This window comes from Vreelandella janggokensis, from assembly GCF_031451615.1.
In the GTDB taxonomy this organism is placed as follows: domain Bacteria; phylum Pseudomonadota; class Gammaproteobacteria; order Pseudomonadales; family Halomonadaceae; genus Vreelandella; species Vreelandella janggokensis.
The window spans coordinates 357058-382640 of sequence record NZ_JARWAJ010000002.1 but is presented as its reverse complement, the minus strand read 5'-3'; the positions used below and the strand labels follow the sequence as shown (position 1 = coordinate 382640).

The following is a 25583-nucleotide window of genomic DNA, read 5'->3' as shown; positions in this document are numbered from 1 at the left end:
GATATAAGATGAAAAAAATCAATTGGCCCTTTAAGCTAGCATGAGCAAAGGAGCCGATATGACGGGCATCATAAGTAGCGACAACACACATCACCTCGCCATACCGGCTCTGCCGGGTTTTCTGCAGAGCGACCTAGACCAATGCGCCAGGCTACCATCGCTGCCCACGGTGGCCATTCGCGTCCTGGAGGTGGCGGGCTACCCCGATGCGACCCTGAATGATTATGCCAATGCCATCGAGCAGGATCCGGCACTGACCTTGCGGTTGATTTCATTGGCCAATAGCGCTTTTTATGCCCGTCAACAAACAGAAACGCATTCGTGTCGGGAAGCTACGTCGCGACTCGGGCTGGACGCCACGCTGGCCGCGGTGCTGAGTTTTAGCTTATGGCGTGACCGCCAGTCAGGTGACCTGATTCAGCGTATTTGGGGGCGCTCCATTGTGTCGGCCCTGGCGGCCCGCTCCCTTGCAGAACAGCTGTGCCCCGAGGAGGCCAGCTTTGTATTTACCGCGGCACTGCTCCAGGACATCGGCATGCTGGCATTGCTAGCGGTTTACCCCAAAGACGCCCATGACCTGTACGCAAACACCACCTTTTCCCATGCGCAACTCAGTCGTGGCGAACACCTGCGCTTCGGCTGTGACCACTCATCGGTTGGCAGTTGGCTCGCCGCCAAGTGGGGGGTGCCGGTTTCGCTGGCCCAAGCCATCAGCGCCAGCCACGATGAGATTGGAACTCAGAAAGAGACTTACTTACTGTGCCTGCGTCTTTCAGGCCCTATCGCCGATACGTGGCTGTCGGCCAACCCCAGTCAAGCGTTGGCGACCCTATTGCGTCAGTTGAGTCCGGTGGTGACGACGCCTGCTATCTCACTAAGCGACTTGCTAAAAAACGTCCAATCCCAACTGCCCCTTTTAACCAATCTCTTCGAACTTACCGTCCCTTCCTCGCACGATACCGAGGCGTTGATCATCCAGGCACAGCAGTTACTCTTTCAGCAGACATTTGTGCTCAACGCCCGGTTGAATGCCCAACAGCAGGAGCTCGATGAGCTCCAGCAACGCCAGACGGAACTGGAAGAACGTAGCCGACGGGATCCGCTCACCGGACTTTCCAATCGCGCCTGGCTGGAAGAACAGCTGCACAAACGTTTTGAATATTGCCAAACGCACGACCACACCATGTCAGTGGTGTTTATCGATCTGGACCATTTCAAGAAGCTCAATGACCGCTTTGGCCACCAGACCGGTGACCGCGTACTGGAGCGCTTCGGCCGCGTACTCGGCTCGCTGGTTCGCGAGGGGGATTTAGCCGGCCGCTACGGGGGCGAGGAATTTTTGATCATTCTGCCCGATGAGTCGGCCAAGGGAGCACAACGTTTCGCCAAGCGGATTGCCAAGCGCCTTGCCGAAACGCCCATGGAAACGGTTGATGGCAAGCCCCTTTTCGTATCGGTTTCCATCGGCATTGCCTGCCTTAGCGACGGCGGCTTTGGCAACGGCAGAGAACTTATCGATGCCGCCGACCAGAGCATGTACTACATCAAACGCAATGGGCGCGGCGGCATTTCGCTTTATGGGCACTAACGATGCATTGCGCAGGGCCCGGGGTTAGCGATTCATCGCATAGGGCAGGTACAGCGCAATACTCGGGAAAAGATGCAGCAAGGCAACCGCTACCAGCATCAAGAGAAAGAACGGCAGCGTTGCTTTGGTGATGGTCAGGATATCCTTCCCGGTGAGGCCTTGTATCACGAAGAGATTAAAGCCCACGGGCGGCGTGATTTGCGACATCTCGACCACAATCACCAGATAAATCCCAAACCAGATAAGGTCAAACCCGGCAGCGCTGACCAGCGGCATGATAATCGAGGTGACCAGCAGAATCAGCGAAATGCCGTCCAGAAAGCACCCCATCACCAGCAACAGCACCGTTAGCGCCAATAGCAGCATGGTGGGCGACAGGCCCATTTCCCCAATCGCTTGCGCCAGCTTCATCGGGACCTGGGTAAAGCCCATGGCCGAGGTAAGAAACGATGCCCCGGCGATGATAAAAGCGATCATGCACGCCGTGCGCACCGCTGCGAAAAGCGAGGATTGAAATATCTCGCGGTTGAAATGCCCATTCGAACGAGCAATCAACATCGATAGCACCACCCCGACCGCCGCCGCCTCGGTGGGCGACGCCAAGCCGCCGTAGATCGACACAATAATCCCGCCAATCAACAACAGGATGGGGATCAGCGACCAGGTATTACGCAGCTTTTCGGCAAAGCTCATTCCCGACTCGTCATTGCCGGTCAGCCCGGCACGGTTGCCCTTGAGCAGCGACCAAAGCACCAGATAGCCCATGAACATCGAAAGAATCATGAGGCCAGGACCAATACCCGCCATGAACAGCCGCGAGATGGATTGCTCGGTCACGACGCCATAGACAATCAGCACGATGGAGGGAGGAATCAACAACCCCAGTGTCGAGGCACTAGCCAGAGTGCCGATCGCCATCTGCGGGTCGTAACCCCGGCGTTCCAGCTCCGGTAAGGTCATCTTGCCCACCGTGGCACAGGTGGCCGCCGACGAGCCACACACCGCCGCGAACATGCCACTGCCGATGATATTGGTGTGTAGCAAACGCCCGGGGAACCGGTTTAACCAGGGCGAAAGCCCACGAAACATGTTGTCGGCCAGCCCCGAGCGGAACAGGATCTCGCCCATCCAGATGAACATCGGCAGCGCGGTGAGATCCCAACCGTAACTCGCCCCCCAGAAATCAGACGCCAGCACCGGGCCTGGTTCAAACGAGCTGAACAGTGAGAGCGCTATCCAGGCGGTACCAATCAACGCAAAGGCTATCCAAACGCCGCTGCCCAACAGCACCAGCAGGGTCAGGATGGTGACGACACTAAGTAGCAGCACAGGGCATCTCCCACAAGGTTCAGGGGTCGTTGTTTTCTTCGCTGGCCATGACTTCGCGAAAACGTGATGGGTCCTTGAATGCCAGGCGCAGCGCCATCACCAGCGCCTCGCCCAGCGCCAAACACAGCAAGGCAACGCCGGTCACCAACACGGCTTGGGGAATCCACAGCGGAATCGACAAAAAGCCTGAGGAAACATCGTTATAGGCGATGCTTTCGCGGATCAACGCAATCAACCCGTAGCAGAGCAGCAGGCTAAGCGTCATCGCCACCATCAAGCCAAACACCTCGAACCAGACTCGGAGCGTCGAGGGAAGCCGGGTAATCAGCAAGGTTACCCGGATATGGGCGTGGTGGACGAAGGTATACGCCAAGCCTAGAAAGGTGGCACCAACCAGCAGATAAGATGCCATTTCAGAGACGCCGGTGATGCTGATGTTTAGTCGCGCGCTACCGACCATGACCAGTAGCGCATCGACCAACCTAGAAAACACCTGGGTCGAGACCAGCGCGCAAATCGCGATCATGCAAAGCGCAGCGCCCCAGGCACCCAGGCGATAAAGCTTATCGAATTTGAACGTCATCGGTTTGGCCTCTTGCGCGCAAAGCGGCGCAGTATCTGCGCCGCTCAACACAGGTCATCAATCCTCAAGTTGATCACGGTATGACTGCAGCGCTTCCTTGGCTTGATCGTCAGCCCGGGATTCCCAATCGGCAAACAGTTCATCACCCGCTTCCTGCAGTGCCTCCCCCACATCCTCGTTGGGTTCGGAAACGGTGATGCCGTTTTCTTTCAATATCGCCAGGCTTTCCTGGTTATCTTCGCGGCTCATTTCCCAGCCGCGCTCTTCGGCTTTCTCGGCCGCTTCCATCAAGGCATCCTGGGTGTCTTCGTCCAGCTGGTCAAAGCTGCGCTGGTTGATGAACACGATGTTCTTGGGTAGCCAGAGGTTGGCATCGGTGTAATGCGAGACGTAATCCCAGGCAGCCATCGAATTGCCCGTGGAACTCGAGGTGATCATGGCATCTACCCGGCCGGTGCTGAACGCTGTGGGGATATCGGACTCTTCCGTTTCGGTCGGGCTGCCCCCCAGGTTTTCGATAAACCGCTGAGTATTGATATTGGGCGCCCGCACACGCAAGCCGTCAAATTGATCCGGGTCGGTCAGCTCTTCAGCGGTATAGATACCCTGAGCAGGCCAGGGTACCGCGTAAAGCGGAATCAGGCCTTCTTCCTCAAACAGATCACTGATGATTGGCTTGGTGGCTTCCCAAAGCGCATAAGCTTCTTCATAGCCTCCGGCCACACCGGGTAGGGTATCCACCTCAAAAATCGGGTTTTCATTGGAGAGTACCGAGAGGAATATCTCCCCTGCGGCAATGGTGCCACGGCGTACCGATGGCTTGATTTCGCCGTGAGAAACGAGGGCACCACCGCTTTGCACGTTAATGGTCAGGTCCCCATCCGTTGCCTCGGCAACGTCTTCGGCGAACTGCTTGGTGTTTTGAGTATGAAAACTGGCATCGCCGTAAGGCGTTGCCATGGTCCATTCGGCGGCCTGAGCGGTCGCGGCGATGCTACATGCCGTGACCAGAAGCAGCGGCGTTGCAATGCGGGTACGCATGATTAAGCCCTCGTGTCGATAGGTTAGTACCTTGTGGTGTTACTGCACGCTTGACGTAGGCGGTGCTTTTCATCACCTTCAAGCCTATAGCCTAGTGCCGTTGATAATCTTATGAGATTTCGTCGTCAACCTTTTTTCCACGAAATAACAGCACGATAGATAGCGCATCAAGGCGTAACGCCAGCTAAAAGCTTGGCAGTGCCGCCAACGACTTCATATATTGAATAAATGCTTGATCGCTTTTTTTAATGACCATGGCTCTTTGATGACCATAGTTCTTTGATGAGAATAGCTCTTTGATGACCATAGCTCTTTGATAACTACAGGAGGCCCTATGCCCCTTCCGCTTCTCAACTGCGACATGGGTGAAAGCTTTGGCAACTGGTCGATTGGCCTGGACGACGAGGTGATGCCCTTTGTTGACTGCGCCAACATTGCCTGCGGCTATCATGCCTCCGACCCCCACGTCATGCGCCGCACGGTCAAACTCGCGGCTCGACACGGTGTGCGTATTGGCGCGCACCCCGGCTACCCTGACCTGATGGGCTTTGGTCGCCGCTCCATGGCCTGTTCACAAAGCGAGGTCGAGGATATGGTGCTCTACCAGATTGGCGCTCTGGCGGGTATCTGCCAGGCGGAGGGCACTCAGTTGAGCTACATCAAACCCCATGGCGCGCTCTACAACGATATGGCGGCCAACCCTGAACTGCTTGAAGGCGTGATGCGCGCAGTGCATGCCTATGATCCCGGCCTGCCGCTCATGATCATGGCCACTGCCAACCCCGAGCCGCACCGCGAGTTAGCCGCCAAGCTGAGGGTCAACCTGTGGTTCGAGACCTTTGCCGACCGGGCCTATGAAGCCAACGGCCACCTGGCCTCACGGCGGCTGCCCGATGCGGTCCACCATGACCAGGCCACGATCGTCGACCAGGCCGTCATGCTGGCCAAAGGCGAACCCCTCACCGCCCGCGACGGAACCTCGCTGTCGTTACCCTGCGATACGCTTTGCGTTCACGGCGACAACCCCGAGTCTGTCGCCGCCGTGCGCGCCATCCGCGATGCATTTAATAATCTGGGGGCAGCGTGAAGCTGCGTATCGAAACCGCCGGGATGGAAGCCTTGATGGTACGCCTTTTCGATACCATCGACGTCAGCAACATGGCCTGGATTCTGGCGGCTGACCAGGCGCTGCGCGATGCTTTTGGCGAGGCGCTGGTCGATTTGCTGCCGTCCTATACGACGCTGTTACTGCATTATGACTGCCGAACGCTTAGCCACCTCGACGCCCAGGCACGCGTGCAGGACGCCCTGACGGGCCTGTCGCCCGCCGATACCCAGCAAGGCCAGCACCATGAGATCCCCGTCTGGTACGACGAGAGCGTCGGGCCGGATCTTGAGCGGGTGGCCAAGCGCGCGGGCATCAGCATTGCCGAGCTGGTTGATCAGCACTGCCAAGACGACTACTGCGTGTTCGCGCTGGGCTTTGCGCCGGGGTACGGCTTCATGGGCTTGGTGAATGACACCATTGCGACACCACGCCTGACCACTCCCAGGCGGCACGTGGCCGCCGGTAGCGTCGGCATCGCCGATCGTCAAACGGCCATTTACCCACTCCCCTCTCCCGGCGGATGGAACGTGTTGGGCCGCACGGCAGTGCCGCTATTCGAACACGCCAAACGCGGGGAACCGCTATTGCGTCCAGGCGACAGCGTACGCTTCCGGTCTATCTCCCGCGCCGACTTTGAGGCCCAGGGTGGCGATACCACGCCAATGGAGGAACGCTCGTGAGCCAGGCAGGATTAGTGGTAAAAAAGGCAGGGCCGCTGGCATTGGTTCAAGACGCAGGACGCTTTGGCGTGGGTCATCTGGGTGTCACCCAGGGCGGGGCTGCCGACTGGATCGCATTTCATTGGGCCAACTGGCTACTGGGCAACCCGCTCAACAGCGCTGCCCTTGAAATTGTCATGGGAGGTGGCCTGACGCTGGAAGCCGAGGACGAGGTAACGCTGGCACTGGCCGGTGCCGACCTGGCTGCCACCCTTGACGGCAAACCACTCGCACCCAACGCCAGCTTCAGCTTGCGCTCAGGACAGGAGTTGGCCTTTAAGCAGCCACGTCAGGGGTTACGCGCTTACCTGGCTTTTCCCGGGGGCCTGGATGCGCCCGAGGTGCTTGGCAGCCGTTCGTGCACGGTCCGCGAGCAATTAGGCGGCCTGCAGGAGAACGGTCAGCCGCTCATGGCGGGCGAGCGCCTGACGTGGCGGGGAAGCTCTCAACCACCACGCACGCTGCCTGAAAACCTGACCCCGCTCATGCCAACGTCCGGCTGCCGCCTGCCCATCGTGCTTGGCTCCCAGGTAGCCAGTTTTTCCGGCAACAGCCTGTATCAGGCGTTTAATACGCCCTGGCAGGTCGATAACCGCGCCGACCGCATGGGCATTCGCCTGACCGGGCCGGTGCTTGGCGGCACGCTAAAGGGCATCGTTTCGGAGGGTATACCGCTGGGCGCCGTACAGGTCCCCCCCGACGGCCAGCCCATTGTGCTGATGAACGACCGCCAGACCATTGGCGGCTACCCACGCCTGGGGGCGTTGACACCAATCGCCTGTGCCACGCTTGCCCAGTGCCTGCCGGGCACCCAGGTATGGCTGACGCCGGTCAGCGTCAGCCAGGCCCAAGCCGCCTACCGTCGACAGTTCGCCCACTGGATCGCCGATTAGGCCGCGTTAAGCGGCATGGCGGGACCGAAGTGCTCATAGTGGCGATGTGAATCCGCCACGCCCAGTTGCTTCAGCGCCTGCTCGACACCTTCCATCATGCCATGGGGGCCAACGAAGTAGCAGTGCGCGCCTTCGGGTAAATAATCGGCCAGCAGCGCCTGGTGGAGACGCCCTTGATGGTCGCCTTCGTCGCCTTGCTCAAACACGGTCACCAGCGTGAACTGTGCCGGATAGGCCTTTTCAAGCGCGCGTAGCTCATCGGCAAAGGCCCAATATTCAGGGCTTTGTGCCGCGTGCAGATAGACCACCCGGCGGCACTGGCCAAGTGCCTGTTTGGCGATCGGCAGCAGCGGGGTCTGCCCCACACCGCCGCTGATCAGCATCAGTGGTGCGTCACCGGGTACCAGCGTCATCTCACCCGCCGGAGGGAGTAACTCGACAACCCCGCCATTGGCTAACTGATCGTGGAAGTAACGACTCACGCGACCATCGCTCTCGCGCTTGATCGACACCCGGTAGGCGCGGCCGTTGGGTGTTGCCGACAGGCTATAGTGGCGGTGCACCGGCTCGCCGTCGATGGTCACCTTGACGCCGATGTACTGGCCGGGCGCATGCGCCGCCACCGGGCCGCCGTCTTCGGGCTCAAGGATGAACGACCGAATCACCGCGCTTTCCTGCTGGCTATCCGCCACGCGGAAACGCCGCGTGCCGCGCCAGCCGCCTTCACGTTGCTCAAACTCCTGATAGCGGTTTTCTTCCAGCTCGATCAATAAATCGGCAAGCTCCTGGTAGAGCGCTCCCCAGGCATCAGCGATCTCAGGGGTAACCGCATCGCCCAACACCTCGCCAATCGCCATCATCAGGCACTCGCCCACAATCGGATACTGCTCCGGCAAAATGCCCAGCGATACGTGTTTGTTGACCACCGTTTCGAGCGTTTGACGGGCTTTCATTGGGTCTTCGCGCAAGCCTACATAGGCCAATACGGCGCCTGCCAATGCCCGGGGCTGGGCGCCGTTTTGCTGATGAACCTGATTGAAAAGCGGCTTCACGCTGGGGTAACGCTCGAACATCAGCGGGTAAAAACGCTGGGTGATGGTATTCAAGTGTTCCGCCACGACGGGCGCGGTGACAGCAATTAACGCTTCTTGGTCTTGGGTAAGCATGGTGAGCCTCGCTGATTGAGTGATAGGGCGACGTTTTTTATTAAAGTAGTATCTATAATACATCTTTAAGCGTTGCCGCCAACCTTCAGCGACAATCTGCCACATCACCCGGCTACCCGGCCTGGACGCTGTCCTTGAGCGCGCTTCGCCTTGTCCCCAATTCACCGTATAATGGAGGTTTGAGCGATCGCCCTTCGACCCGTCGCGGACTGTCTATGCACCTGACCAGCTTTACCGATTATTCCATTCGCGTGCTGCTCTATCTGGCGGTAAAAGGCGAGGAGCGCGCAACGATCGACGAGATCGCCTCGACGTATAACGTATCGCGCCATCACGTGATGAAGATCGTCCAGGAGCTCAACCAAAAAGGTTACCTCACCGCCCTACGCGGCAAGCACGGCGGCCTGTGGCTGAAGCGCGACCCTGCCAGCATCAAACTCGGTGCCCTGGTGCGCGATACCGAGTCTGAATTTGGCTTGGTGGAATGCTTTCGCGACAAAAACGCCTGCGTTATCACCCCCGCCTGTCGTCTGCCGCCTGTACTGAATGAGGCATTGGAAGCGTTTTTTGCGGTGCTCGATCGCTACACCCTGGCAGATCTGCTGGAAGAGCGTTTGCCGCAGCTACGCCAGCTACTGCGCATTCCAGCGCTGAACGTGACGACCTAAACCACAGAAAAGAGCCGGCACTAGTGGCAAAAAAAAGGCGCTGCCCGAGGGCAGCGCCTTGTCGATGGCGGCGTCGCGCTTAAACGTCGAAGCGATCCGCGTTCATCACTTTCGTCCAGGCGGCGATAAAGTCGTTCACAAACTTCTCGCCATTGTCATCCTGGGCATAAACTTCCGCGTAGGAACGCAGCAGAGAGTTGGAACCGAACACCAGGTCAACGCGCGTGGCGGTCCACTTGACGGCATCCGTTTTGCGGTCACGAATTTCGTAAGTGTTGTTACCTGCTGACTTCCAGGCGTAACTCATGTCGGTCAGGTTAACGAAGAAGTCATTGGTCAACTGGCCTTCACGGTCGGTGAATACGCCATGCTTGGTGCCACCGAAGTTGGTGCCCAGGACACGCATACCACCGAGCAGAACCGTTAATTCCGGCCCGGTCAGGCCCATCAACTGCGCGCGGTCGAGGAGCATTTCTTCCGGCTTGACCACGTAATCTTTCTTCTGCCAGTTACGGAAACCATCGGCCAGCGGCTCGAGCGGCGCGAAGGAATCGGCGTCGGTCATCTCGTCAGTGGCGTCACCGCGACCCGGTGTGAAGGGTACAAGCGCCTCGTAACCCGCCGCTTTAGCCGCTTTCTCGATGCCTACGCTGCCGCCCAGCACGATCACATCGGCGATGCTGGCACCCGAGTCGGCAGAGATTTTTTCGTACACTGCCAGCACCTTGGCCAACCGCTCAGGCTCGTTACCCGCCCAGTCTTTCTGCGGGGCAAGACGAATACGCGCGCCGTTGGCACCGCCGCGCATGTCGGAACCGCGATAGGTCCGTGCGCTATCCCAGGCAGTGGTGATCATGTCGCTCTGGCTGAGACCACTTTCAGCAATCTGCTTTTTGACCTTCTCGACGGAGTAGTTGGTGTTACCCGCCGGAATGGGGTCCTGCCAGATCAGGTCTTCGTCGGGTACTTCCGGGCCAATGTAGCGTGCTTTCGGCCCCAGGTCGCGGTGGGTCAGCTTGAACCACGCCTTGGCGAACGTCGTCTTGAAGTACTCCGGGTCAGCCATGAATTTTTCGCAGTACGCCCGGTAGGTCGGATCCATCTTCATCGCCATGTCCGCATCGGTCATGATCGGGTTATGACGTATCGACGGGTCACTGGCATCGACCGGCTTGTCTTCTTCCTTGATGTTCACCGGCTCCCACTGATTTGCGCCAGCAGGGCTCTTCCTGAGTTCCCATTCGTAGCCAAACAGCAGGTCAAAGTAACCCATGTCGAACTGGGTTGGGTTCGTCGTCCATGCGCCTTCGATACCCGATGTAACGGCATTGCTGGCCTTGCCGTCCATGTTGGGATTGCCCCAACCGAAACCCTGATTCTCAACGTCTGAGGCTTCAGGCTCGGCATCCAGCACAGAGGCATCGCCATTACCGTGACACTTGCCCACAGTGTGACCACCAGCAGTCAGCGCGGCGGTTTCTTCGTCGTTCATCGCCATACGGGCGAAGGTTTCGCGTATCTGCTGACCGGTCTTCAGCGGATCCGACTGGCCGTTAACACCTTCGGGGTTAACGTAGATAAGGCCCATCTGGACGGCTGCCAGCGGGTTTTCCATGGTCTCGGGGCTATCGACATCTTCATAACGCTCATCTGAAGGCGCCAACCACTCTTTCTCATCGCCCCAATAGATATCTTTTTCCGGTTCCCAGATATCTTCACGGCCGAACGAGAACCCGTAGGACGGCAGCCCCATGGATTCATAGGCAACAGTACCGGCCAGGATCATCAGATCGGCCCAGCTGATCTTGTTGCCGTATTTTTTCTTGATCGGCCACAACAGACGACGCGCCTTATCAAGGCTGGTGTTATCGGGCCAGGAGTTGAGCGGCGCGAAGCGCTGGCTGCCGGTACCGCCGCCGCCACGACCATCGGCAATACGGTAGGTACCTGCCGAGTGCCATGCCATACGGATCATCAAACCGCCGTAATGGCCCCAGTCTGCCGGCCACCACGATTGGCTATCGGTCATCAGGGCGTGAACATCCTGCTTGAGCGCATCAAAATCGAGCTTTCTGACTTCTTCCCGATAGTTGAAATCAGGGCTCATCGGATTGGATTTGCGATCTTGCTGATGCAGGATCTCCAGGTTGATGCCTTCCGGCCACCAATCCTTGTTGGACGTACCTGTGGAGGTGTTGCCCCCGTGCATTACCGGACATTTGCCGCTCATATTGCTCTCCCCTCAATTGCTTTTGTCGCTGGCAAGTACCAGCACAACCATCGATGGGTGCTCGCTAGTCGTATATGACCCCGCCAACACCGCATTTGTCTTGTTAATGTTTTAGACCACTATCGCCATAGTCTCAATTTGCATTTAACCAATGATTTAATAGCCTTGACCTATAAGCAATATGACTCACCCGTCAAGCACACTCGCCTAGCGGTTGACGGTAAACTCTTCGGTGTCGATGTCGGCCTGCTGGGCGTCGCTGTAGCGCCCGCCAGCGACCTGCTCGGGCGTCAGCATCGCGGTGAGTTGCTGACAGGTGGCGGCATCCAGATAGAGCGTCTCGGCCGAGAGATTATCGCGCATATGGGCCATCGAGGTGGAACCGGGGATCGGAATGACGTCGGCGCCCTGGGCATTGACCCACGCCAACGCCAGCTGAGCAGAGGTAACACCTAGACGCTTGGCAAGCCGTGTGACGTCATCGAGCAACTCCCGGTTATGGGCAAAGTTATCCGGGCTGAAGCGCGGCATATGACGGCGCATGTCGCCCTCGGGCAAGCTCGCCGGGTCACTGATCGCCTCGGCCAGGAACCCGCGCCCCAGCGGGCTGAACGCCACCAAGGCCGTGTTCGTCTCCCGGCAGGCCTCTAGCAGGGCAATCTCGGGATTGCGCGTCCACAGCGAGTATTCAGACTGCACGGCGGCAATGGGGTATTCCGTCACTGCACGGCGCAGCGTCGCCGCGGAAATTTCGGAAAGCCCCACCCCGCCGATCTTGCCCGCATCCACCAGACGGCCCAGCGCCCCGACGCTTTCCTCGATCGGCACCTGGCGGTCGAGGCGGTGCAGGTAATAGATATCGATGTGATCGGTTTGCAGACGTTTAAGGCTGGCCTCGCACTGGCGACGCAGCGTGTCGGGGTGCCCATTGATCACCCGCTTGTTTGTCTCGGGGCCAATCGCCATGCCGCACTTGCTGGCCAGTAGCACCTGCTCACGCTTCCCCTTCAGCGCGCGGCCAAGCAGCGTTTCGTTGGCCGTGGCGCCGTAGAGCGTGGCGGTATCAAAGTGGCGATAGCCCATATCGAACGCTGAATCGAGGGCGCGCAGCGCCTCCGGCTCGGGCACTTGCTGACCGTAGCCGTGGGAAAGGTTCATGCAGCCAAGCCCGATCGAAGGGGCGCGGACGGCGCGGAGGCGTTGAAGAAAACTCGACATGGCAATTCCCGTATTGATCACGCAACTGTTTTATAACGTTTCACCACCAAACTGCAACGCGACCAAATGGCGATAGAGCCCACTGGTCGTGATCAGCTCGCGGTGCGTTCCCGCCGCCACCAACCGCCCGCCGTCGAACACCAGCAGGCGATCCGCGGCGATCACTGTGGCCAGCCGGTGGGCAATGACGATGCTGGTGCGCCCGACCATCAGCCGATCCAGCGCCTGCTGGACAAGGCGCTCGCTTTCCGCATCCAGCGCGCTGGTGGCTTCATCCAGCAACAGCACGGCAGGATCTTTGAGCAGCGCCCGGGCGATGGCAAGGCGCTGACGTTGACCGCCGGAAAGCTGCACGCCTCCAGGGCCAAGGGGCGTATCGAAACCTTGCGGAAGCGCATCGATAAAGTCCAGAGCGCTGGCATCCTGGGCTGCCATGCGTAGCCTTTCATTACTCGCTTCAGCGTCACCATAGCGTAGATTCTCGGCCACCGTACCACTGAACAGCACCGGCGCCTGCGCCACAAGCCCCATGACACGGCGCAAGGCCTCCAGATCCAGGGTGCGGATATCGTAGCCATCCAGGGTGACTTGCCCCTGACTTGGATCGTAAAAACGCAGCAACAGGGCCAGCAAGGTACTTTTACCGGCCCCCGAGGGTCCCACCACGGCGACCCGTTCGCCCGGCTGAATATGCAGGTCAACGTCAACCAGCGCCGGGGTTTCGCGGCCAGGATAGGTGAAGCTTAAGTTTTCCAGCGCAATATCGCCCTGCGATGGTCTGGGCAGGGCTTGCGGCGGCACGGGGGACTGGATCCTGGGTTGGGTATCGAGCAACTCCAGCAGGCGTTCCGCCGCCCCCGCCGCACGCTGCACGTCGCCTGCCACTTCGGCCAGGGTGGCAATCGCTCCTGCCGCCAGCACCGCGTAGAAGATGAACGCCGAGAGCTCACCGGGGCTCATGGTGCCGGCCAATACGGCCTGACCGCCCTGCCAGAGCATCAAGCCCACGGCGGTGAATACCACCAGCATGGCGATGCCGGTCAGCCAGGCGCGCTGCTGGGTGCGTTCAACGGCACTGGAGAAAGCTTGCTCTACACGCTCGCTATAATGCGTCTTATCCACCGGCTCGTGGGTAAACGCCTGAAGCGTCTGGATGCCACTCAGCGCTTCTTCGGCATAGCGGCCAAGCTCGGCCACCCGATCCTGACTGGTGCGCGACAGCCGCCTGACACGCTGGCCGTACCACACAATAGGTAACAGCGTCGCCGGAATGCCGATCAGCACCATCGCCGACAGCCACGGCTGGGTCACCAGCATGAGCACCACGGCGCCTACCAGCATGACCAGGTTACGCAGCGCCAGCGACACCGACGAGCCGAACAGGCTTTGCAGGACGCTGGTATCCGCCGTCAGCCTCGAGGCGATCTCACCAGCGGCGCGGCCGTCGCTTGCGCTCTCGAAAAAGCTCGGCTCCAGGGTCAGCAAATGGTCAAACACGCGCTGGCGCAAGTCGGCCGCCAGCCGTTCGCCGATCCAGGTCACCTGGTAGTAGCGTAGCGCGGACGCCAGCGCCAGTACCGTCACCACGGCCAGCATCAGCGCCAGCGATTGGGCCAGCGCCTGCTGATTCGCAGCCAGAAACCCACGATCGATCACCAGACGCAGTCCGTTGCCCAGCAGCAGAACGCTCCCCGAGGCCAACAAAAGCGCCAGGCCTGCCAGGGCCAGCCGCACCCGATAGGGGCGAAGCAGCCCCAGCAGGCGCAGCAGCACGCGGGGGTCAGGGCGTTGGTTCATGGTAGCGAGTGCTCGAAAAAGAAGGCGGTCAATGACCATAGCAGGCGTATCGAGGGCCTGCACAGCATAAAAAAGCCCGCGATGGCTCGCGGGCTTCGTTCTGAATCGTTATCTGCGTGGGTCGACCTATTCGACCATCGGCAGTAGCGAGTTGATGCTGTCGCGGGCGTCGCCGTAGAACATGCGGCTGTTTTCCTTGAAGAACAGCGGGTTCTCGATCCCCGAGTAGCCGGTGCCCTGGCCACGCTTGCAGATGAACACCTGCTTGGCTTCCCAGACCTTCAACACGGGCATGCCAGCGATCGGGCTGTTGGGGTCTTCCTCGGCAGCCGGATTGACGATGTCGTTGGAACCGATAACGATGACGACGTCGGTGGTGGCAAAATCATCATTGATTTCATCCATTTCCAACACGATATCGTACGGCACCTTGGCCTCGGCGAGCAGCACGTTCATATGCCCCGGCAGACGTCCCGCCACGGGGTGAATACCGAAGCGGACTTCCTTACCCGCCGCACGAAGCTTGCGTACCAGGTCGCTGACGGCGGTTTGCGCCTGCGCCACTGCCATGCCGTAACCCGGCACGATAATGACGCTGTCGGCGTCGTTCAAGGCACTGGCTACTCCGTTTGCATCAATCGCCACCTGCTCGCCTTCGATCTCGGCGGCCGGCCCTTGGGTGCCGCCAAAGCCGCCCAGGATCACGCTGATGAAGTTACGGTTCATCGCCTTGCACATGATATACGAGAGAATGGCACCCGATGAGCCCACCAGTGCGCCGGTGACGATCAGCAGGTCGTTGGATAGCGTGAAACCGATGGCAGCTGCCGCCCAGCCCGAGTAGCTGTTGAGCATGGAGACCACGACCGGCATGTCCGCCCCGCCGATGCCCATGATCAGGTGATAGCCGATAAAGAAAGCCAGCGCTGCCAGCAGGATCAGCGTCCAGAAGCCCGCGCCGTTGAGGTACATGATCGCCAGCAGAAGCGACAGCGCCGCTGCCCCGGCGTTGAGCATATGCCCACCCGGCAGCTGCTTCGGCTTACCGTCAACCTTGCCAGCCAGCTTGCCAAAGGCGATTACCGAGCCGGTAAAGGTCACCGCGCCGATGAAGATCCCCAGCACCACCTCGATCTGCAGGAACATCAGCTCATCGGGGGCTTTGGTCGCCACCAGCGCGGCAAAGGCGGAAAACTCCTGCATCGCGCCATCGGCGGCCTGTGCCGCCATCACCCGGCGGCGCTCCAGATCCGCGCTCCAGGCAACAAACACCGCGGCCAGACCGACAAAACTATGCAGTGCGGCCACCAGCTGGGGCATTTCGGTCATCTCGACCTTTTTAGCCAGGTATACCCCGATGGCGGCGCCGATAATCATCATCGGAATCAGCCACCAGTAGCCACCGATACCGGGGCCAAAGGCAGTGAAGAACACCGCTACCGCCATGCCGACGATGCCGTACCACACCGCTCGCTTGGCTTTCTCCTGGTTACTCAACCCCCCCAATGAGAGGATAAACAAAACACTTGCCGCGATCGCCGCAGCAGATACGAATCCTTGACCTAACATATCGTTTCTCCGCTGCTTAGGATTTCTGGAACATGGCGAGCATCCGGCGTGTCACCAGGAAGCCACCCACGATATTAATGGTCGCAATCAGCACCGAAATGGCGGCTAATATGCCGACGATCACGCTACTCGTGCCGATCTGCAGGATAGCGCCGAGAATGATGATGCCCGAGATTGCGTTGGTCACCGCCATGAGTGGCGTGTGCAGCGAGTGGCTGACGTTCCAGATCACCTGGAAACCGATAAAGCAGGCCAATACAAACACAATGAAGTGCTGCATGAACGAGACGGGCGCCACCTGGCCAAGCAGCAGCATGAGGGCACCACCTATCGCCAACAAGCCTGCCTGTCGCTTGGTCTGAGCCTTGAACGCCGCATGCTCGGCGGCTTTTTTCTCCTCCGGCGTCGGTTCCTTTTCTTTCTTCTTCGGCGGAGCCGCGCCAATCGCTTTCACTTTGGGCGGCGGCGGCGGGAAGGTGATCTCGCCTTGATGCGCGACGGTGGCACCACGGATCACGTCGTCATCCATGTTGTGATTGATCACACCGTCTTTCTCGGGGGTGAGATCGGTCAGCATATGACGGATATTGGTGGCGTACAGCAGCGACGCCTGGGTGGCCATGCGCGAGGGGAAATCGGTGTAACCCACCACGACCACGCCGTTATCACTCACCACACGCTCGTCGGGCTTGGTCAGGTCACAGTTGCCGCCTTTCTCGGCTGCCAGGTCGATAATCACCGAGCCGGGCTTCATCGCGGCAACCATATCCTCAAGCCACAGCTTGGGAGCTGGCTTACCGGGAATCAGCGCGGTGGTAATCACGATATCCACATCCGGCGCCTGCTCGCGGAAACACTCAAGCTGTTTTTCGCGGAACTCGGGGCTGGAAGGTGCCGCGTAACCACCGCTTTCGGAACCGTCCTGGCTTTCGTCAAATTCGAGGAACAGGAACTCGGCGCCCATGGATTCAATCTGTTCAGACACTTCGGGGCGCACGTCAAAGGCGCGCACAACGGCGCCCAGGCTAGTTGCCGTACCGATCGCCGCCAAGCCCGCCACGCCAGCGCCGACCACCAGCACTTTGGCAGGCGGGACCTTGCCGGCGGCGGTGACCTGACCGGTAAAGAAGCGGCCGAAGTTGTTGCCTGCCTCAATGACGGCACGGTAACCCGCAATATTGGCCATGGACGATAGCGCGTCCATCTTCTGTGCCCGGGAAATACGCGGCACCATGTCCATCGCCACCACGGTGGCACCCTGCGCCTTGCAGGCTTCCAGCAGCGCTTCGTTTTGCGCTGGCCAGAAGAAGGTAATCAGGGTTTGACCTTCGTGCAGCTGCTTGACTTCGTCATCGGAAGGCTCGCGGACTTTAATGACCACCTCGGCGTCGCGCCACAGCGCATCAGCGCCGTCTACAACGCTCACGCCCGCGTCGCGATACGCGGCGTCACTAAAGCCCGCCGCCTCACCGGCGCCAGCTTCAATCAGGCACTCATGGCCCAGCTTCTGAATATGTTGGGCGCTCTCGGGGGTGAGCGCGACGCGCGCCTCCCCCCGGGCACTTTCTTTCGGTGCGCCTATTTTCACTCGCATTCTCCTTTATTGTATGACGTAAGCTTTACCTTCCTGCAGTGCCGCGGGTCAAACGTTGGGCACTGTCCATTTTCGACGTTAGTCAAAGCGCTTCTCAGCCGCCTAGGATCTAACGCCATCATCGCCAGATACTATTCAACCTTTGATTCAACTGCGTTGTTTAATTACAACATGGACCCAGACCAGTGTGCATGATGGCCCCGACAACGTCTAAATTCGTTAGCAAGCTCACAAAACTCTGATCAAGCCACCTATCAGCATAAAGCTTAGGGTACAGCCATTTGACGTGGGAGCGTCATGCTCGCTTCCATTAGCGTCACGACCCTTGTGAGGCCGCCAACGCTTGATCAATATCCGCCAGCAGGTCGTCGATATGCTCAATACCGATCGACAGGCGCACCATATCCGGTGTGACACCAGCGGTTTTGAGCTCTTCCTCATTCAGTTGGCGGTGCGTGGTCGACGCCGGAATGGAAGAACAGCTCTTGGCATCGCCGATATTGACCAGCCGCAGAATGAGCGCCAGGGCATCGTAGAAGCGCTCACCGGCGGCCTGGCCCCCTTCAATGCCGAAACTGAGAATCCCCGAGGCGTGGCCGTTCATGTACTGCTTGGCCAGCGCGTGATCGGGGTGATTTTCCAAGCCGGCATAATGCACCCAGGTGACCAATGGGTGACTTTCCAGGTGCTTGGCAACGGCCAGGGCATTCGCACAGATGCGTTCGATGCGAAGTGACAGGGTTTCTAGCCCCTGAAGCAGGTTCCAGGCCGCCTGGGCAGAAAGCGCCGCGCCCATATTGCGCAAAGGCACGACACGGGCCCTCGCAATAAAGGCCGCATCGCCCACATCGCGGGTATAGCTCACGCCGTGATAGGAGACATCGGGCTCAGTGAGTAGAGGAAAGCGATTGGCGTTCGCGGCCCAGGGGAAGGTGCCCGAATCCACGATCACGCCGCCCACGGTGGTGCCGTGGCCACCGATATATTTGGTGGCGGAATGGATGACGATATCCGCCCCGTGTTCAATCGGCCGACACAGGAACGGCGTCGCGGTGGTGTTATCGACCATCACCGGCACCCCGTGACGATGAGCCGCCTCGGCGAGCTTCGCCAGGTCGACCACTCCCCCCGAGGGGTTACCAATACTTTCGCAGAAAACCGCTTTGGTTCGCTCGTCGATCAGTGCTTCGATGCCTTGGATATCGTCCTTGTCGGCAAAACGCACCTGAATACCCTGGCGTGGCAAGGTGTGGGCGAACAGATTGTAGGTGCCGCCATACAGCTCGCTGATCGAAACAATGTTATCGCCCGCTTCGGCGATGGTCTGGATCGCATAGGTGATCGCCGCCATCCCCGACGCCACCGCCAGCCCGGCGATACCGCCCTCCAGCGCAGCGACCCGCTGTTCCAACACGGCACAGGTGGGGTTCATGATGCGCGAGTAGATGTTGCCTTCCACTTTAAGATCAAACAGATCCGCCGCGTGCTGCGCATTGTCAAAGGAAAACGACGTGGTTTGATGAATCGGCACCGCCACGGCGTTTTGGGAATCGGGCGAATAGCCATGGTGGAGAGCAATGGTTTCTGGCTTCATGAGGACGGCTCGCTATTTTTTATTGAGGTTCGTTACTGATCCTAAACAAGCACCGCACGGAAGGCCAATAATCGTTTAGCGTCTAGTAGCAAGCGCCCGGTCACATTTACCCATTCCACTCGCTGCGTGCCACCGCATTGTGGGCGTGGAGGCTCTCGGCATGCACGACCTTGAGCTGAAAACCGCTTACACCCGGTGCTTGCCGCAGGGCTTTATCGACCCGCCGTGCCGCGTCTTCGCAGAACATCAGGTTTTGCCCGTTGGCGAGGGCGAAGGCCTGCTCGTCGATACGTTTCACCGCGGTTTGCAGTGCGGTGCCTAGCGCCGTTTCGATACGATCAATCGTACCCTCCAACCAGTCTGCAATGGGCAATTCATCGTTTTCGCCTTCTGCTAAACGCAGCGAACACTCGACAAAGCTGCGCTGACTGTGGGGCGTGGCTAATATACCCTCTTCGCTGCCCAGCCATGCCAGTACCGCCGATTGGGTTAACGGAATTTCCGAAAAATCCTCCTTAAAGGCTTGCTGGATAGACTGCCGCGCCAGCGCCGCCGAGCAGGGGCATGTGGATGAATAGCCCACCGTCACCCCTAGCTCAGCCTGAAAACCATCAGGCGTTAATTGGCAGCACAGTGAAAAGGGGTAGCTTTTCCACCCGGCGAGCGGACTAATAAGGGCTTGCCGCTTGAGCGGCAGTTCACCTTCCACATTCAGGTACGCATGCTGGGATAACCCCTCCTGGCTAGTTAAAAACGCGCTCAATATGTCTTTCACGGCTGGCAAGGTAAGCGGTGCGTCCTCAAGCGGTGACAGCGCCAAATACAGCCGCGACATATGGATACCGCGCGCTTCGCTATCATCAAGGCTCACCCCTGCGTCCAGTTTGACTATCACGATGCGAGTACCCAACTGTGCAGGTAGCGCAATGCCCTCCATGCCCACCCAGGTCAAGGTACTCGGTAAGCGAGTAGTTTGGCTGGCGATATCGGGTAAGGTTAAAACGGTCATTGAGCTACCTCTTGAGATGAGTTGAAGAAGTTGTAAAGCTCGGCCACGGTGTCGTGCGCCACGTTTTGGGTAATAAACACAAAGCGTGATATGCGGTCTCCCACACTGCTGGCTGGCAGGAGCACAAGCGGGTGGAATAGATGAGGGGTCATGTATAACGCCTTATTCCCAGCGCGCTTTGCGATAATGGTGCTCTTGCTGCTCCTGGCGCTCTTTCGCCTCAATGCAGAGTTTAGCGGTGAGCCTGAACATCAGACGGGCTGAAGTAGTGGGGCCATCCTCGCAGGACGGGCTTTGGCAAGCGTCAGTCTCGACTTTTTGTGCCAAGTGAGACTATAGTTCAGGTAGCCGCGTCGCTATGGGCGGTCCAACGCACTCTTGCTGCGATTGACCGTCAGCCGAAGTGAGTTCTCCAGATACTCACTCAAGCTGTCCATGACACGCTCACCTGCTCTCTGACTTTTGACATACACTTATACGTCATCGGCGTAGTAGCAGAAGCAGTGGCTTAGGCTGATGTATGGTGGTCCATCCCGTCGCCTCTCGACGCTGGCAGCACTGTTGCAGACCACCAGGCCTCCCAGGGTAAGACGCACGATTTTCCCGCTTATGTCTGTCGGATCTACGTCATGGCGTTCCGTGCAAGTACTGGGCTTTGATGATTGTGGCCATCTCACCCCGCCATGACGCCTCGTATCCGCCTCCTGTTCGTCAGGCCAGCGTTTTGGCTTGGGTTTCCTTCAGATTCCCTCTCGCGAGGGACACCCTTGACGTCGGCTAGCACTTCCCCTTGCCGGGCGTGCAGCGGGACTTTCACCCCCAAGTCATCCTGAGGGAACAGCGCCAGTCAAGGCGCCGCGCGCCAAGCCTGGCGCACCACAACAATGAGGCCCTGCGCATCGCAGGGCCTTTTGGAGTAGTTTTACGCTGCCAACTGCATGCCCCAACACGCTTAAAACAAGCCAGGGGTGTCCAACAACAGGCATGTTAGAAGCGATAAATTACGCTACCTTGCAGGCGGGTGATGTCGCCCTCGCGGTTATCCACTGATTCGCGCATGGCGTGCGATAGCTCAACTCCATAAGTAACCCGTTCGGTGGGGTTCCACATATAATTGAGGTGAATCAGGTCACGTTCGCTATCATATGCACTTCCATTAGGGCCGTTTGACAGCGAGACACCGTCTTCAATAGCGTCATCCCAATCTGCCTCAACATAGGAGTAGGCCAAGTTCAGTGTGCCTGGGCCAACATCATGACTGATACCCAGCGTACCGCCCCACGAGAAGATAGTCTCCAGATCATCACCCACGCGATAGGCTGCAGGCGAAGGGTTCAGCTTCATATACGCGCCCAGACCATCCCCAGCGGTGACTTGGCCTCGCAGTGTCGTGCCCGGAGCGACCTCAATACTCCCAGCCAAGAACGCACCCCAGCCAGTAGCCGAATCATCCGTTTGCCCATCGTCTAGCGCCACTTGGCGTAATAGAGCAGCCGTTGAGTATTTGACGTTGTCAAAGCCCGACTCATAGCGAAGCGTCAGATCAGGAAGGCTATCTTTCCGGTCCACATCGGTTCCCGCAATGGAACGCCCGCCTGATTCGCCGCGATAGCCACCATCGAAGGAGCTACCTGACATAGCGCCACTAGGGTCTTCCAAAGCAACATGCACATTGTCCCAGCTATAGCGCAGCTGGGCCTGACGTAGAAATGAATCCCGCCCCGCTGGCCCGGTGAAGTCGAGTGTTGGTGTCGTGCTGGCGAAGGTATGGAAGTTACTCCACGTTTGGCCTGCCGTTATACCATTCCACGAGCCATAGGCGTGGCGTAAACGTAAATTACCTGTCCAAAAATCACCTTCAATATTAACCAACAAATCGCCACGCTCTGTTGGCGTGCGTGTTTTAACACCCAGCCTGGATTCGTTGGCATGTAGATTCGAGTGACCGCTTCTGGAGGCTTGACCGTTAAGGGCAATGTTACTGAAGTTGACAGAGTCGCCCATGCCCTTAGCCCCTGCGCTAACATCCCCAGTGTCATAAAGCATATCGAGCTTGGCAAAGCCGTACACCGAGACATTGGTTTCACCCGCCTGAAAATCTATGGCAGCAGCCCCTGCTGAAAAGAACAGTCCGGATGCCAGTAAACTAGCGCTTGATAGGATTTTTTTATTACAAATTGTCTGAAGCATTGCATGCCCCTTTTGTTATACGTAGTTGTATTTAAATTAATGATTAGCAAGACACATCGTTAGCGTTTATTTATCGGTATGAGCACTCCCCCTATATAAAATTGATATTAAAAGACAGGTTAACCCTGGCTTCTCTTAGGTAGCCTTGTTTAGCGCGTTACTTAGCCGCGGAAAAACACGACGTATATTTTTCTCGAAGATCATTTCCTTCTGTGCGTCGCTTAACGCTTGGTTGGCGTCGATATAACGCTTGGTATCATCGAAATAGTGCCCGGTCCTTGGGTCGATACCACGTACGGCGCCAATCATTTCTGAAGCAAACAAGATGTTCTTGGTGGGGATAACATCCAACAGCAGATCGATGCCTTCCTGGTGGTAGACACAGGTGTCGAAATAGATGTTGTTAAGCACCCTGTCTTCGAGATCACCCAGTTTCATGTCCTGGGCCATACCGCGAAAACGCCCCCAGTGGTAGGGAACGGCGCCGCCGCCATGTGGAATAATGAATTTAAGATCGGGGAAGTCTTTGAACAAATCCGACATCATCAGCTGTACAAAGGCGGTGGTATCGGCGCTCAAATAGTACGAACTGGTGGTGTGGAAGCAGTCATGGCAGGCACCGCTGACATGAATCATGGCGGGAATATCAAGCTCCACCATTTTTTCATAAATGGGATACCAGAAGCGGTCATGCAGCGGCTTATCCCTCCAGAATCCGCCGGACGGATCTGGGTTCAGATTGCAGCCAATAAACCCCATTTGATTAACGGTACGCTCGAGCTCAGCCACGCACGCTTCCGGTGTCACACATGGGCTTTGCGGCAGCTGACAAACCGGGGCGAAATTGGCAGGGAAGAGATCAACCACTCGCTTGATCAGGTCGTTACAATGCTCTGTCCAGGCGATACTGGTGCTGACATTGCCAAGATGGTGGCCCATCCAGCTAGCCCGAGGTGAAAAGATCGTCAGATCGGTCCCGCGCCCGCGCTGCAGCTTAAGCTGGTTGTTCTCGATGCTTTCACGGATCTCGTCATCACTGATATCAAGCTTACCTTTAGCGGCTTGGTGATTCGGATCTTGCGAAAGTGCGCTGCGCTGTCCATCGCGGAACTCGCCGAGTTTATCGGGGGCCGTTGTGTAGTGCCCATGACAGTCGATGATCATGACATTTCTCCAGTGTTTTAAAGAGGCTGACCTTGTTTTTGGCCAAGGGGCACCCATGGCGTCGTCACTCGTATCACGACGCCTTAATAGCAATCCGTTTTAAATGCTTACGTTGGCTTTCCCGATGATCGCCCTTGCCAATAAAGGCGGGTTGGATTATCGACCAGCAGGGAGCGCTGCTGCTGTTCGCTAACCGCGATGTTTGGAATCACATCGACCAGCGCTCCATCGTCAGGGACATGGGAGGCCATATTTGGGTGAGGCCAGTCGGTCCCCCACAGCACCCTATCGGGAAAGCGTTCGACCAGCGCCCGCGCAAAAGGCACCACATCGCTGTAGTCGGGCGCCTGCTGAGTGAGCCGCTCGGGACAGCTGACCTTGGTCCAGATGTTGTCGTTCTCGTCGAGGAGCTTGATGAAGTTGAGGAAGTCAGGATGCTCCACACCACGAGCAACATCCGGACGGCCCATATGGTCGATCACGATGATGGTCTCTATTTGCTGCAATAGCGGCTTGAGTTCTTCAAGGTCCGGTGCCTCGAAATAAACCACCACATGCCAGCCTAGCGGTTTGATTTTTTCGACTATGTTCAAGCAGTCATCCCAGGAGAGGCTATCGACCAGACGTTTGACGAAGTTCAACCGCACAGCACGCACGCCCGCTTCGTGCATTTCGCGTAGACTCCCCTCATCCACATCAACATCCACCACTGCAACACCGCGCGCCCGATCACCCGCGGCTTTCAGCGCATCGATAAGTGCCCGATTATCGGTACCATGACACGAGGCCTGGACGATCACGTTGCGCGAAAAGCCGAGATGGTCACGCAAGGCGAACAGATATTCTTTGCCTGCATCGCACGGGGTATATTTGCGCAGTGGCGAATAGGGAAATTCTTTCTCCGGCCCAAACACATGACAGTGCGCATCCACGGCTCCGCAGGGAGCCCGGAACGACGGTTTCCGGGGGGTCGGGTGGAAAGGTAGATAGTCGGGACTCATAAAAACTCCATTACACATAACGTCAATACGGAAAAACCCGACCGTCGAACAGTTTGCGCGCCGTACGCACGATAGCCGCGGACGTCACGTTGCCGTCGCCGTCTCGGTGCAAAACGACCGCCGTCTGGCCGCTGGGATGCTCTATTTGAAGGGGGTGATTGGAATCGCTTGGCGCTCGGGCATACGCGTCGGCCACCGAGCCCGGCAAAGCACATGCCGTGGCCACCGACACAGCCCCCAGAACACCGATCGAGGCGTGGCAGCCATGAGGAATGAAGGTGCGGGTAGAAACGCACCCTTCATCGCTTTGGGGCGGGCTGATAAGGGTCATTTTGGGAACGGTCTTGTCGCGGACATCCCCCAGATTCATCATCGGCCCGGCGGTTAGACGAATGCTCTCCAAGCGGGCTTTGAGCGCTGTGTCAGCGTCCAGATCAGCCCTCGACTCCTGCCCACTGAGTCCGAAATCCTCTGCGCGTAGCAGCACGGTAGGCATCCCATCGTCGATACAGGTCACCTCCACGCCCTCAATCTCGTCAACCACGTGGCCGGTGGGCAGCAATGCACCGCAGCTCGAACCAGCGGTATCCTCAAAGGTGATCAGCACGGCGCTGGCGCTGCCCGGCACCCCATCTATTTGGCTATCGCCCCGGTAGGTGGCCGCACCGCCAGGCGTGGCGACCCGCGCCTTGGCCACCTTGTCGGTATTGGCCATGTAGATACGCACATCGGTATGCCCGTCCTGCGACGGGACCAACCCCCGCTCAAGGGCGAACGGGGCCACGCCGGCTAACATATTGCCGCAGTTCTGTGCATCGCTGACCAACGCCTGATCGACATAGACTTGCAAGAACAGGTATTCCACATCGGCGTCAGGACGCGAGGAGCGAGTGACGACCGCCACCTTCGAAGTTAGCGGATCGCCCCCGCCCATACCGTCAATCTGGCGCGCATCCGGCGAGCCCATGATGGCCAACAACACGGCGTCGCGCGCTTGGCTATCGCTGGGCAGATCTTCAGCGAGAAAAAATCCTCCTTTGGACGTGCCTCCCCGCATCCACATGCATACAACGCCTTCAGCGCCGATGGTCTCCTCAGACACAGTCCTCTTAGACATAGTCC

At 58.4% G+C, this 25583-nt stretch carries 21 protein-coding genes; 5 read left to right on the top strand and 16 right to left on the bottom strand.

What is annotated here, in order from left to right; all coding sequences use genetic code 11:
* The first annotated feature begins 58 nt into the window (after window positions 1-58).
* The gene (locus QC816_RS08540) at window positions 59-1588 is read left to right on the top strand and encodes a sensor domain-containing diguanylate cyclase (protein ID WP_092824551.1); all 1530 of its coding nucleotides are present in this window, start codon (window positions 59-61) and stop codon (window positions 1586-1588) included.
* A 24-nt stretch (window positions 1589-1612) separates the two neighbouring features.
* Here the strand turns inward: QC816_RS08540 and QC816_RS08535 are convergent, their stop codons facing one another.
* From QC816_RS08535 to QC816_RS08525, 3 genes are read right to left on the bottom strand one after another with little or no spacing between them, the layout of a single operon-like run.
* A complete protein-coding gene (locus tag QC816_RS08535; protein ID WP_092824553.1) occupies window positions 1613-2917 on the bottom strand; it encodes a TRAP transporter large permease in 1305 nt (434 codons plus the stop codon).
* Window positions 2918-2936: 19 nt separating this feature from the next.
* On the bottom strand, window positions 2937-3500 hold the full coding sequence (locus QC816_RS08530; protein ID WP_092824555.1) for a TRAP transporter small permease: 564 nt from the start codon (window positions 3498-3500) through the stop codon (window positions 2937-2939).
* A 57-nt stretch (window positions 3501-3557) separates the two neighbouring features.
* Window positions 3558-4541, bottom strand: a complete 984-nt coding sequence (locus tag QC816_RS08525; RefSeq protein WP_085919688.1) for a TRAP transporter substrate-binding protein — start codon at window positions 4539-4541, stop codon at window positions 3558-3560.
* A gap of 334 nt (window positions 4542-4875) precedes the next feature.
* Between QC816_RS08525 and QC816_RS08520 the strand changes: the two genes are divergently transcribed.
* From QC816_RS08520 to QC816_RS08510, 3 genes are read left to right on the top strand one after another with little or no spacing between them, the layout of a single operon-like run.
* Window positions 4876-5628, top strand: a complete 753-nt coding sequence (locus QC816_RS08520; protein WP_309781610.1) for a 5-oxoprolinase subunit PxpA — start codon at window positions 4876-4878, stop codon at window positions 5626-5628.
* The gene (gene pxpB, locus QC816_RS08515) at window positions 5625-6329 is read left to right on the top strand and encodes a 5-oxoprolinase subunit PxpB (RefSeq protein ID WP_309781609.1); all 705 of its coding nucleotides are present in this window, start codon (window positions 5625-5627) and stop codon (window positions 6327-6329) included. The genes QC816_RS08520 and pxpB overlap by 4 nt, the downstream gene beginning before the upstream one ends.
* Window positions 6326-7261: a 5-oxoprolinase subunit C family protein gene (locus tag QC816_RS08510; RefSeq protein ID WP_309781608.1), complete on the top strand. Its 936-nt coding sequence runs from the start codon at window positions 6326-6328 to the stop codon at window positions 7259-7261. Before pxpB ends, QC816_RS08510 begins: the two co-directional genes overlap by 4 nt.
* Here QC816_RS08510 and hmpA read toward each other — a convergent pair.
* Window positions 7258-8427 carry an NO-inducible flavohemoprotein gene (gene hmpA, locus QC816_RS08505; RefSeq protein WP_309781607.1) on the bottom strand — a complete coding sequence of 390 codons (1170 nt, stop codon included), beginning with the start codon at window positions 8425-8427 and terminating at the stop codon, window positions 7258-7260. The genes QC816_RS08510 and hmpA overlap by 4 nt on opposite strands.
* Before the next feature lie 215 nt (window positions 8428-8642).
* Here hmpA and QC816_RS08500 point away from each other — a divergent pair, with 215 nt between their 5' ends.
* A complete protein-coding gene (locus tag QC816_RS08500) occupies window positions 8643-9095 on the top strand; it encodes an Rrf2 family transcriptional regulator (protein ID WP_085919683.1) in 453 nt (150 codons plus the stop codon).
* A 79-nt stretch (window positions 9096-9174) separates the two neighbouring features.
* Here QC816_RS08500 and katG read toward each other — a convergent pair whose 3' ends face one another.
* From katG to QC816_RS08440, 12 genes are all read right to left on the bottom strand, one after another.
* Window positions 9175-11325: a catalase/peroxidase HPI gene (gene katG / locus QC816_RS08495; RefSeq protein ID WP_085919682.1), complete on the bottom strand. Its 2151-nt coding sequence runs from the start codon at window positions 11323-11325 to the stop codon at window positions 9175-9177.
* Window positions 11326-11532: 207 nt separating this feature from the next.
* Entirely contained in the window at window positions 11533-12543 is a 1011-nt protein-coding gene (locus tag QC816_RS08490; protein ID WP_264824721.1) for an aldo/keto reductase, read from the bottom strand.
* A gap of 30 nt (window positions 12544-12573) precedes the next feature.
* Window positions 12574-14340 (bottom strand): ABC transporter transmembrane domain-containing protein, encoded by a 1767-nt coding sequence (locus tag QC816_RS08485; protein WP_309781606.1) that lies wholly within the window; start codon window positions 14338-14340, stop codon window positions 12574-12576.
* A gap of 126 nt (window positions 14341-14466) precedes the next feature.
* Window positions 14467-15909 carry an NAD(P)(+) transhydrogenase (Re/Si-specific) subunit beta gene (locus tag QC816_RS08480; RefSeq protein WP_085919680.1) on the bottom strand — a complete coding sequence of 481 codons (1443 nt, stop codon included), beginning with the start codon at window positions 15907-15909 and terminating at the stop codon, window positions 14467-14469.
* A 16-nt stretch (window positions 15910-15925) separates the two neighbouring features.
* Window positions 15926-17497 carry a Re/Si-specific NAD(P)(+) transhydrogenase subunit alpha gene (locus QC816_RS08475; protein WP_085919679.1) on the bottom strand — a complete coding sequence of 524 codons (1572 nt, stop codon included), beginning with the start codon at window positions 17495-17497 and terminating at the stop codon, window positions 15926-15928.
* 322 nt (window positions 17498-17819) lie between these two features.
* Window positions 17820-19097, bottom strand: coding sequence for an O-acetylhomoserine aminocarboxypropyltransferase/cysteine synthase family protein (locus tag QC816_RS08470; RefSeq protein ID WP_085919678.1), 1278 nt, complete (start codon window positions 19095-19097; stop codon window positions 17820-17822).
* A gap of 106 nt (window positions 19098-19203) precedes the next feature.
* The gene (gene folE2, locus QC816_RS08465) at window positions 19204-20106 is read right to left on the bottom strand and encodes a GTP cyclohydrolase FolE2 (RefSeq protein ID WP_309781605.1); all 903 of its coding nucleotides are present in this window, start codon (window positions 20104-20106) and stop codon (window positions 19204-19206) included.
* The gene (locus tag QC816_RS08460) at window positions 20103-20258 is read right to left on the bottom strand and encodes a hypothetical protein (RefSeq protein WP_309781604.1); all 156 of its coding nucleotides are present in this window, start codon (window positions 20256-20258) and stop codon (window positions 20103-20105) included. The genes folE2 and QC816_RS08460 overlap by 4 nt, the downstream gene beginning before the upstream one ends.
* An 835-nt stretch (window positions 20259-21093) precedes the next feature.
* Complete coding sequence (locus tag QC816_RS08455) at window positions 21094-22296, bottom strand: DcaP family trimeric outer membrane transporter (protein ID WP_309781603.1); 1203 nt, start codon at window positions 22294-22296, stop codon at window positions 21094-21096.
* Between the two features lie 135 nt (window positions 22297-22431).
* Complete coding sequence (locus QC816_RS08450) at window positions 22432-23517, bottom strand: amidohydrolase family protein (protein WP_309781602.1); 1086 nt, start codon at window positions 23515-23517, stop codon at window positions 22432-22434.
* Between the two features lie 50 nt (window positions 23518-23567).
* Window positions 23568-24461 (bottom strand): amidohydrolase family protein, encoded by an 894-nt coding sequence (locus QC816_RS08445; RefSeq protein WP_309781601.1) that lies wholly within the window; start codon window positions 24459-24461, stop codon window positions 23568-23570.
* Between the two features lie 22 nt (window positions 24462-24483).
* Window positions 24484-25563 carry a 4-oxalomesaconate tautomerase gene (locus QC816_RS08440; protein WP_309781600.1) on the bottom strand — a complete coding sequence of 360 codons (1080 nt, stop codon included), beginning with the start codon at window positions 25561-25563 and terminating at the stop codon, window positions 24484-24486.
* Between the last annotated feature and the right edge of the window lie 20 nt (window positions 25564-25583).

Bases quoted from the DNA above. Each gene is read 5' to 3' on its own strand.
- folE2 (WP_309781605.1), bottom strand. From the start codon at position 20,106: ATGACCGTTTTAACCTTACCCGATATCGCCAGCCAAACTACTCGCTTA.
- QC816_RS08455 (WP_309781603.1), bottom strand. From the start codon at position 22,296: ATGCTTCAGACAATTTGTAATAAAAAAATCCTATCAAGCGCTAGTTTA.
- QC816_RS08520 (WP_309781610.1), top strand. From the start codon at position 4,876: ATGCCCCTTCCGCTTCTCAACTGCGACATGGGTGAAAGCTTTGGCAAC.
- QC816_RS08490 (WP_264824721.1), bottom strand. From the start codon at position 12,543: ATGTCGAGTTTTCTTCAACGCCTCCGCGCCGTCCGCGCCCCTTCGATC.
- QC816_RS08460 (WP_309781604.1), bottom strand. From the start codon at position 20,258: ATGACCCCTCATCTATTCCACCCGCTTGTGCTCCTGCCAGCCAGCAGT.
- QC816_RS08480 (WP_085919680.1), bottom strand. From the start codon at position 15,909: ATGTTAGGTCAAGGATTCGTATCTGCTGCGGCGATCGCGGCAAGTGTT.
- QC816_RS08470 (WP_085919678.1), bottom strand. From the start codon at position 19,097: ATGAAGCCAGAAACCATTGCTCTCCACCATGGCTATTCGCCCGATTCC.
- QC816_RS08530 (WP_092824555.1), bottom strand. From the start codon at position 3,500: ATGACGTTCAAATTCGATAAGCTTTATCGCCTGGGTGCCTGGGGCGCT.
- hmpA (WP_309781607.1), bottom strand. From the start codon at position 8,427: ATGCTTACCCAAGACCAAGAAGCGTTAATTGCTGTCACCGCGCCCGTC.
- QC816_RS08540 (WP_092824551.1), top strand. From the start codon at position 59: ATGACGGGCATCATAAGTAGCGACAACACACATCACCTCGCCATACCG.
- QC816_RS08445 (WP_309781601.1), bottom strand. From the start codon at position 24,461: ATGAGTCCCGACTATCTACCTTTCCACCCGACCCCCCGGAAACCGTCG.
- QC816_RS08500 (WP_085919683.1), top strand. From the start codon at position 8,643: ATGCACCTGACCAGCTTTACCGATTATTCCATTCGCGTGCTGCTCTAT.
- katG (WP_085919682.1), bottom strand. From the start codon at position 11,325: ATGAGCGGCAAATGTCCGGTAATGCACGGGGGCAACACCTCCACAGGT.
- QC816_RS08450 (WP_309781602.1), bottom strand. From the start codon at position 23,517: ATGGGTGCCCCTTGGCCAAAAACAAGGTCAGCCTCTTTAAAACACTGG.
- QC816_RS08525 (WP_085919688.1), bottom strand. From the start codon at position 4,541: ATGCGTACCCGCATTGCAACGCCGCTGCTTCTGGTCACGGCATGTAGC.
- QC816_RS08485 (WP_309781606.1), bottom strand. From the start codon at position 14,340: ATGAACCAACGCCCTGACCCCCGCGTGCTGCTGCGCCTGCTGGGGCTG.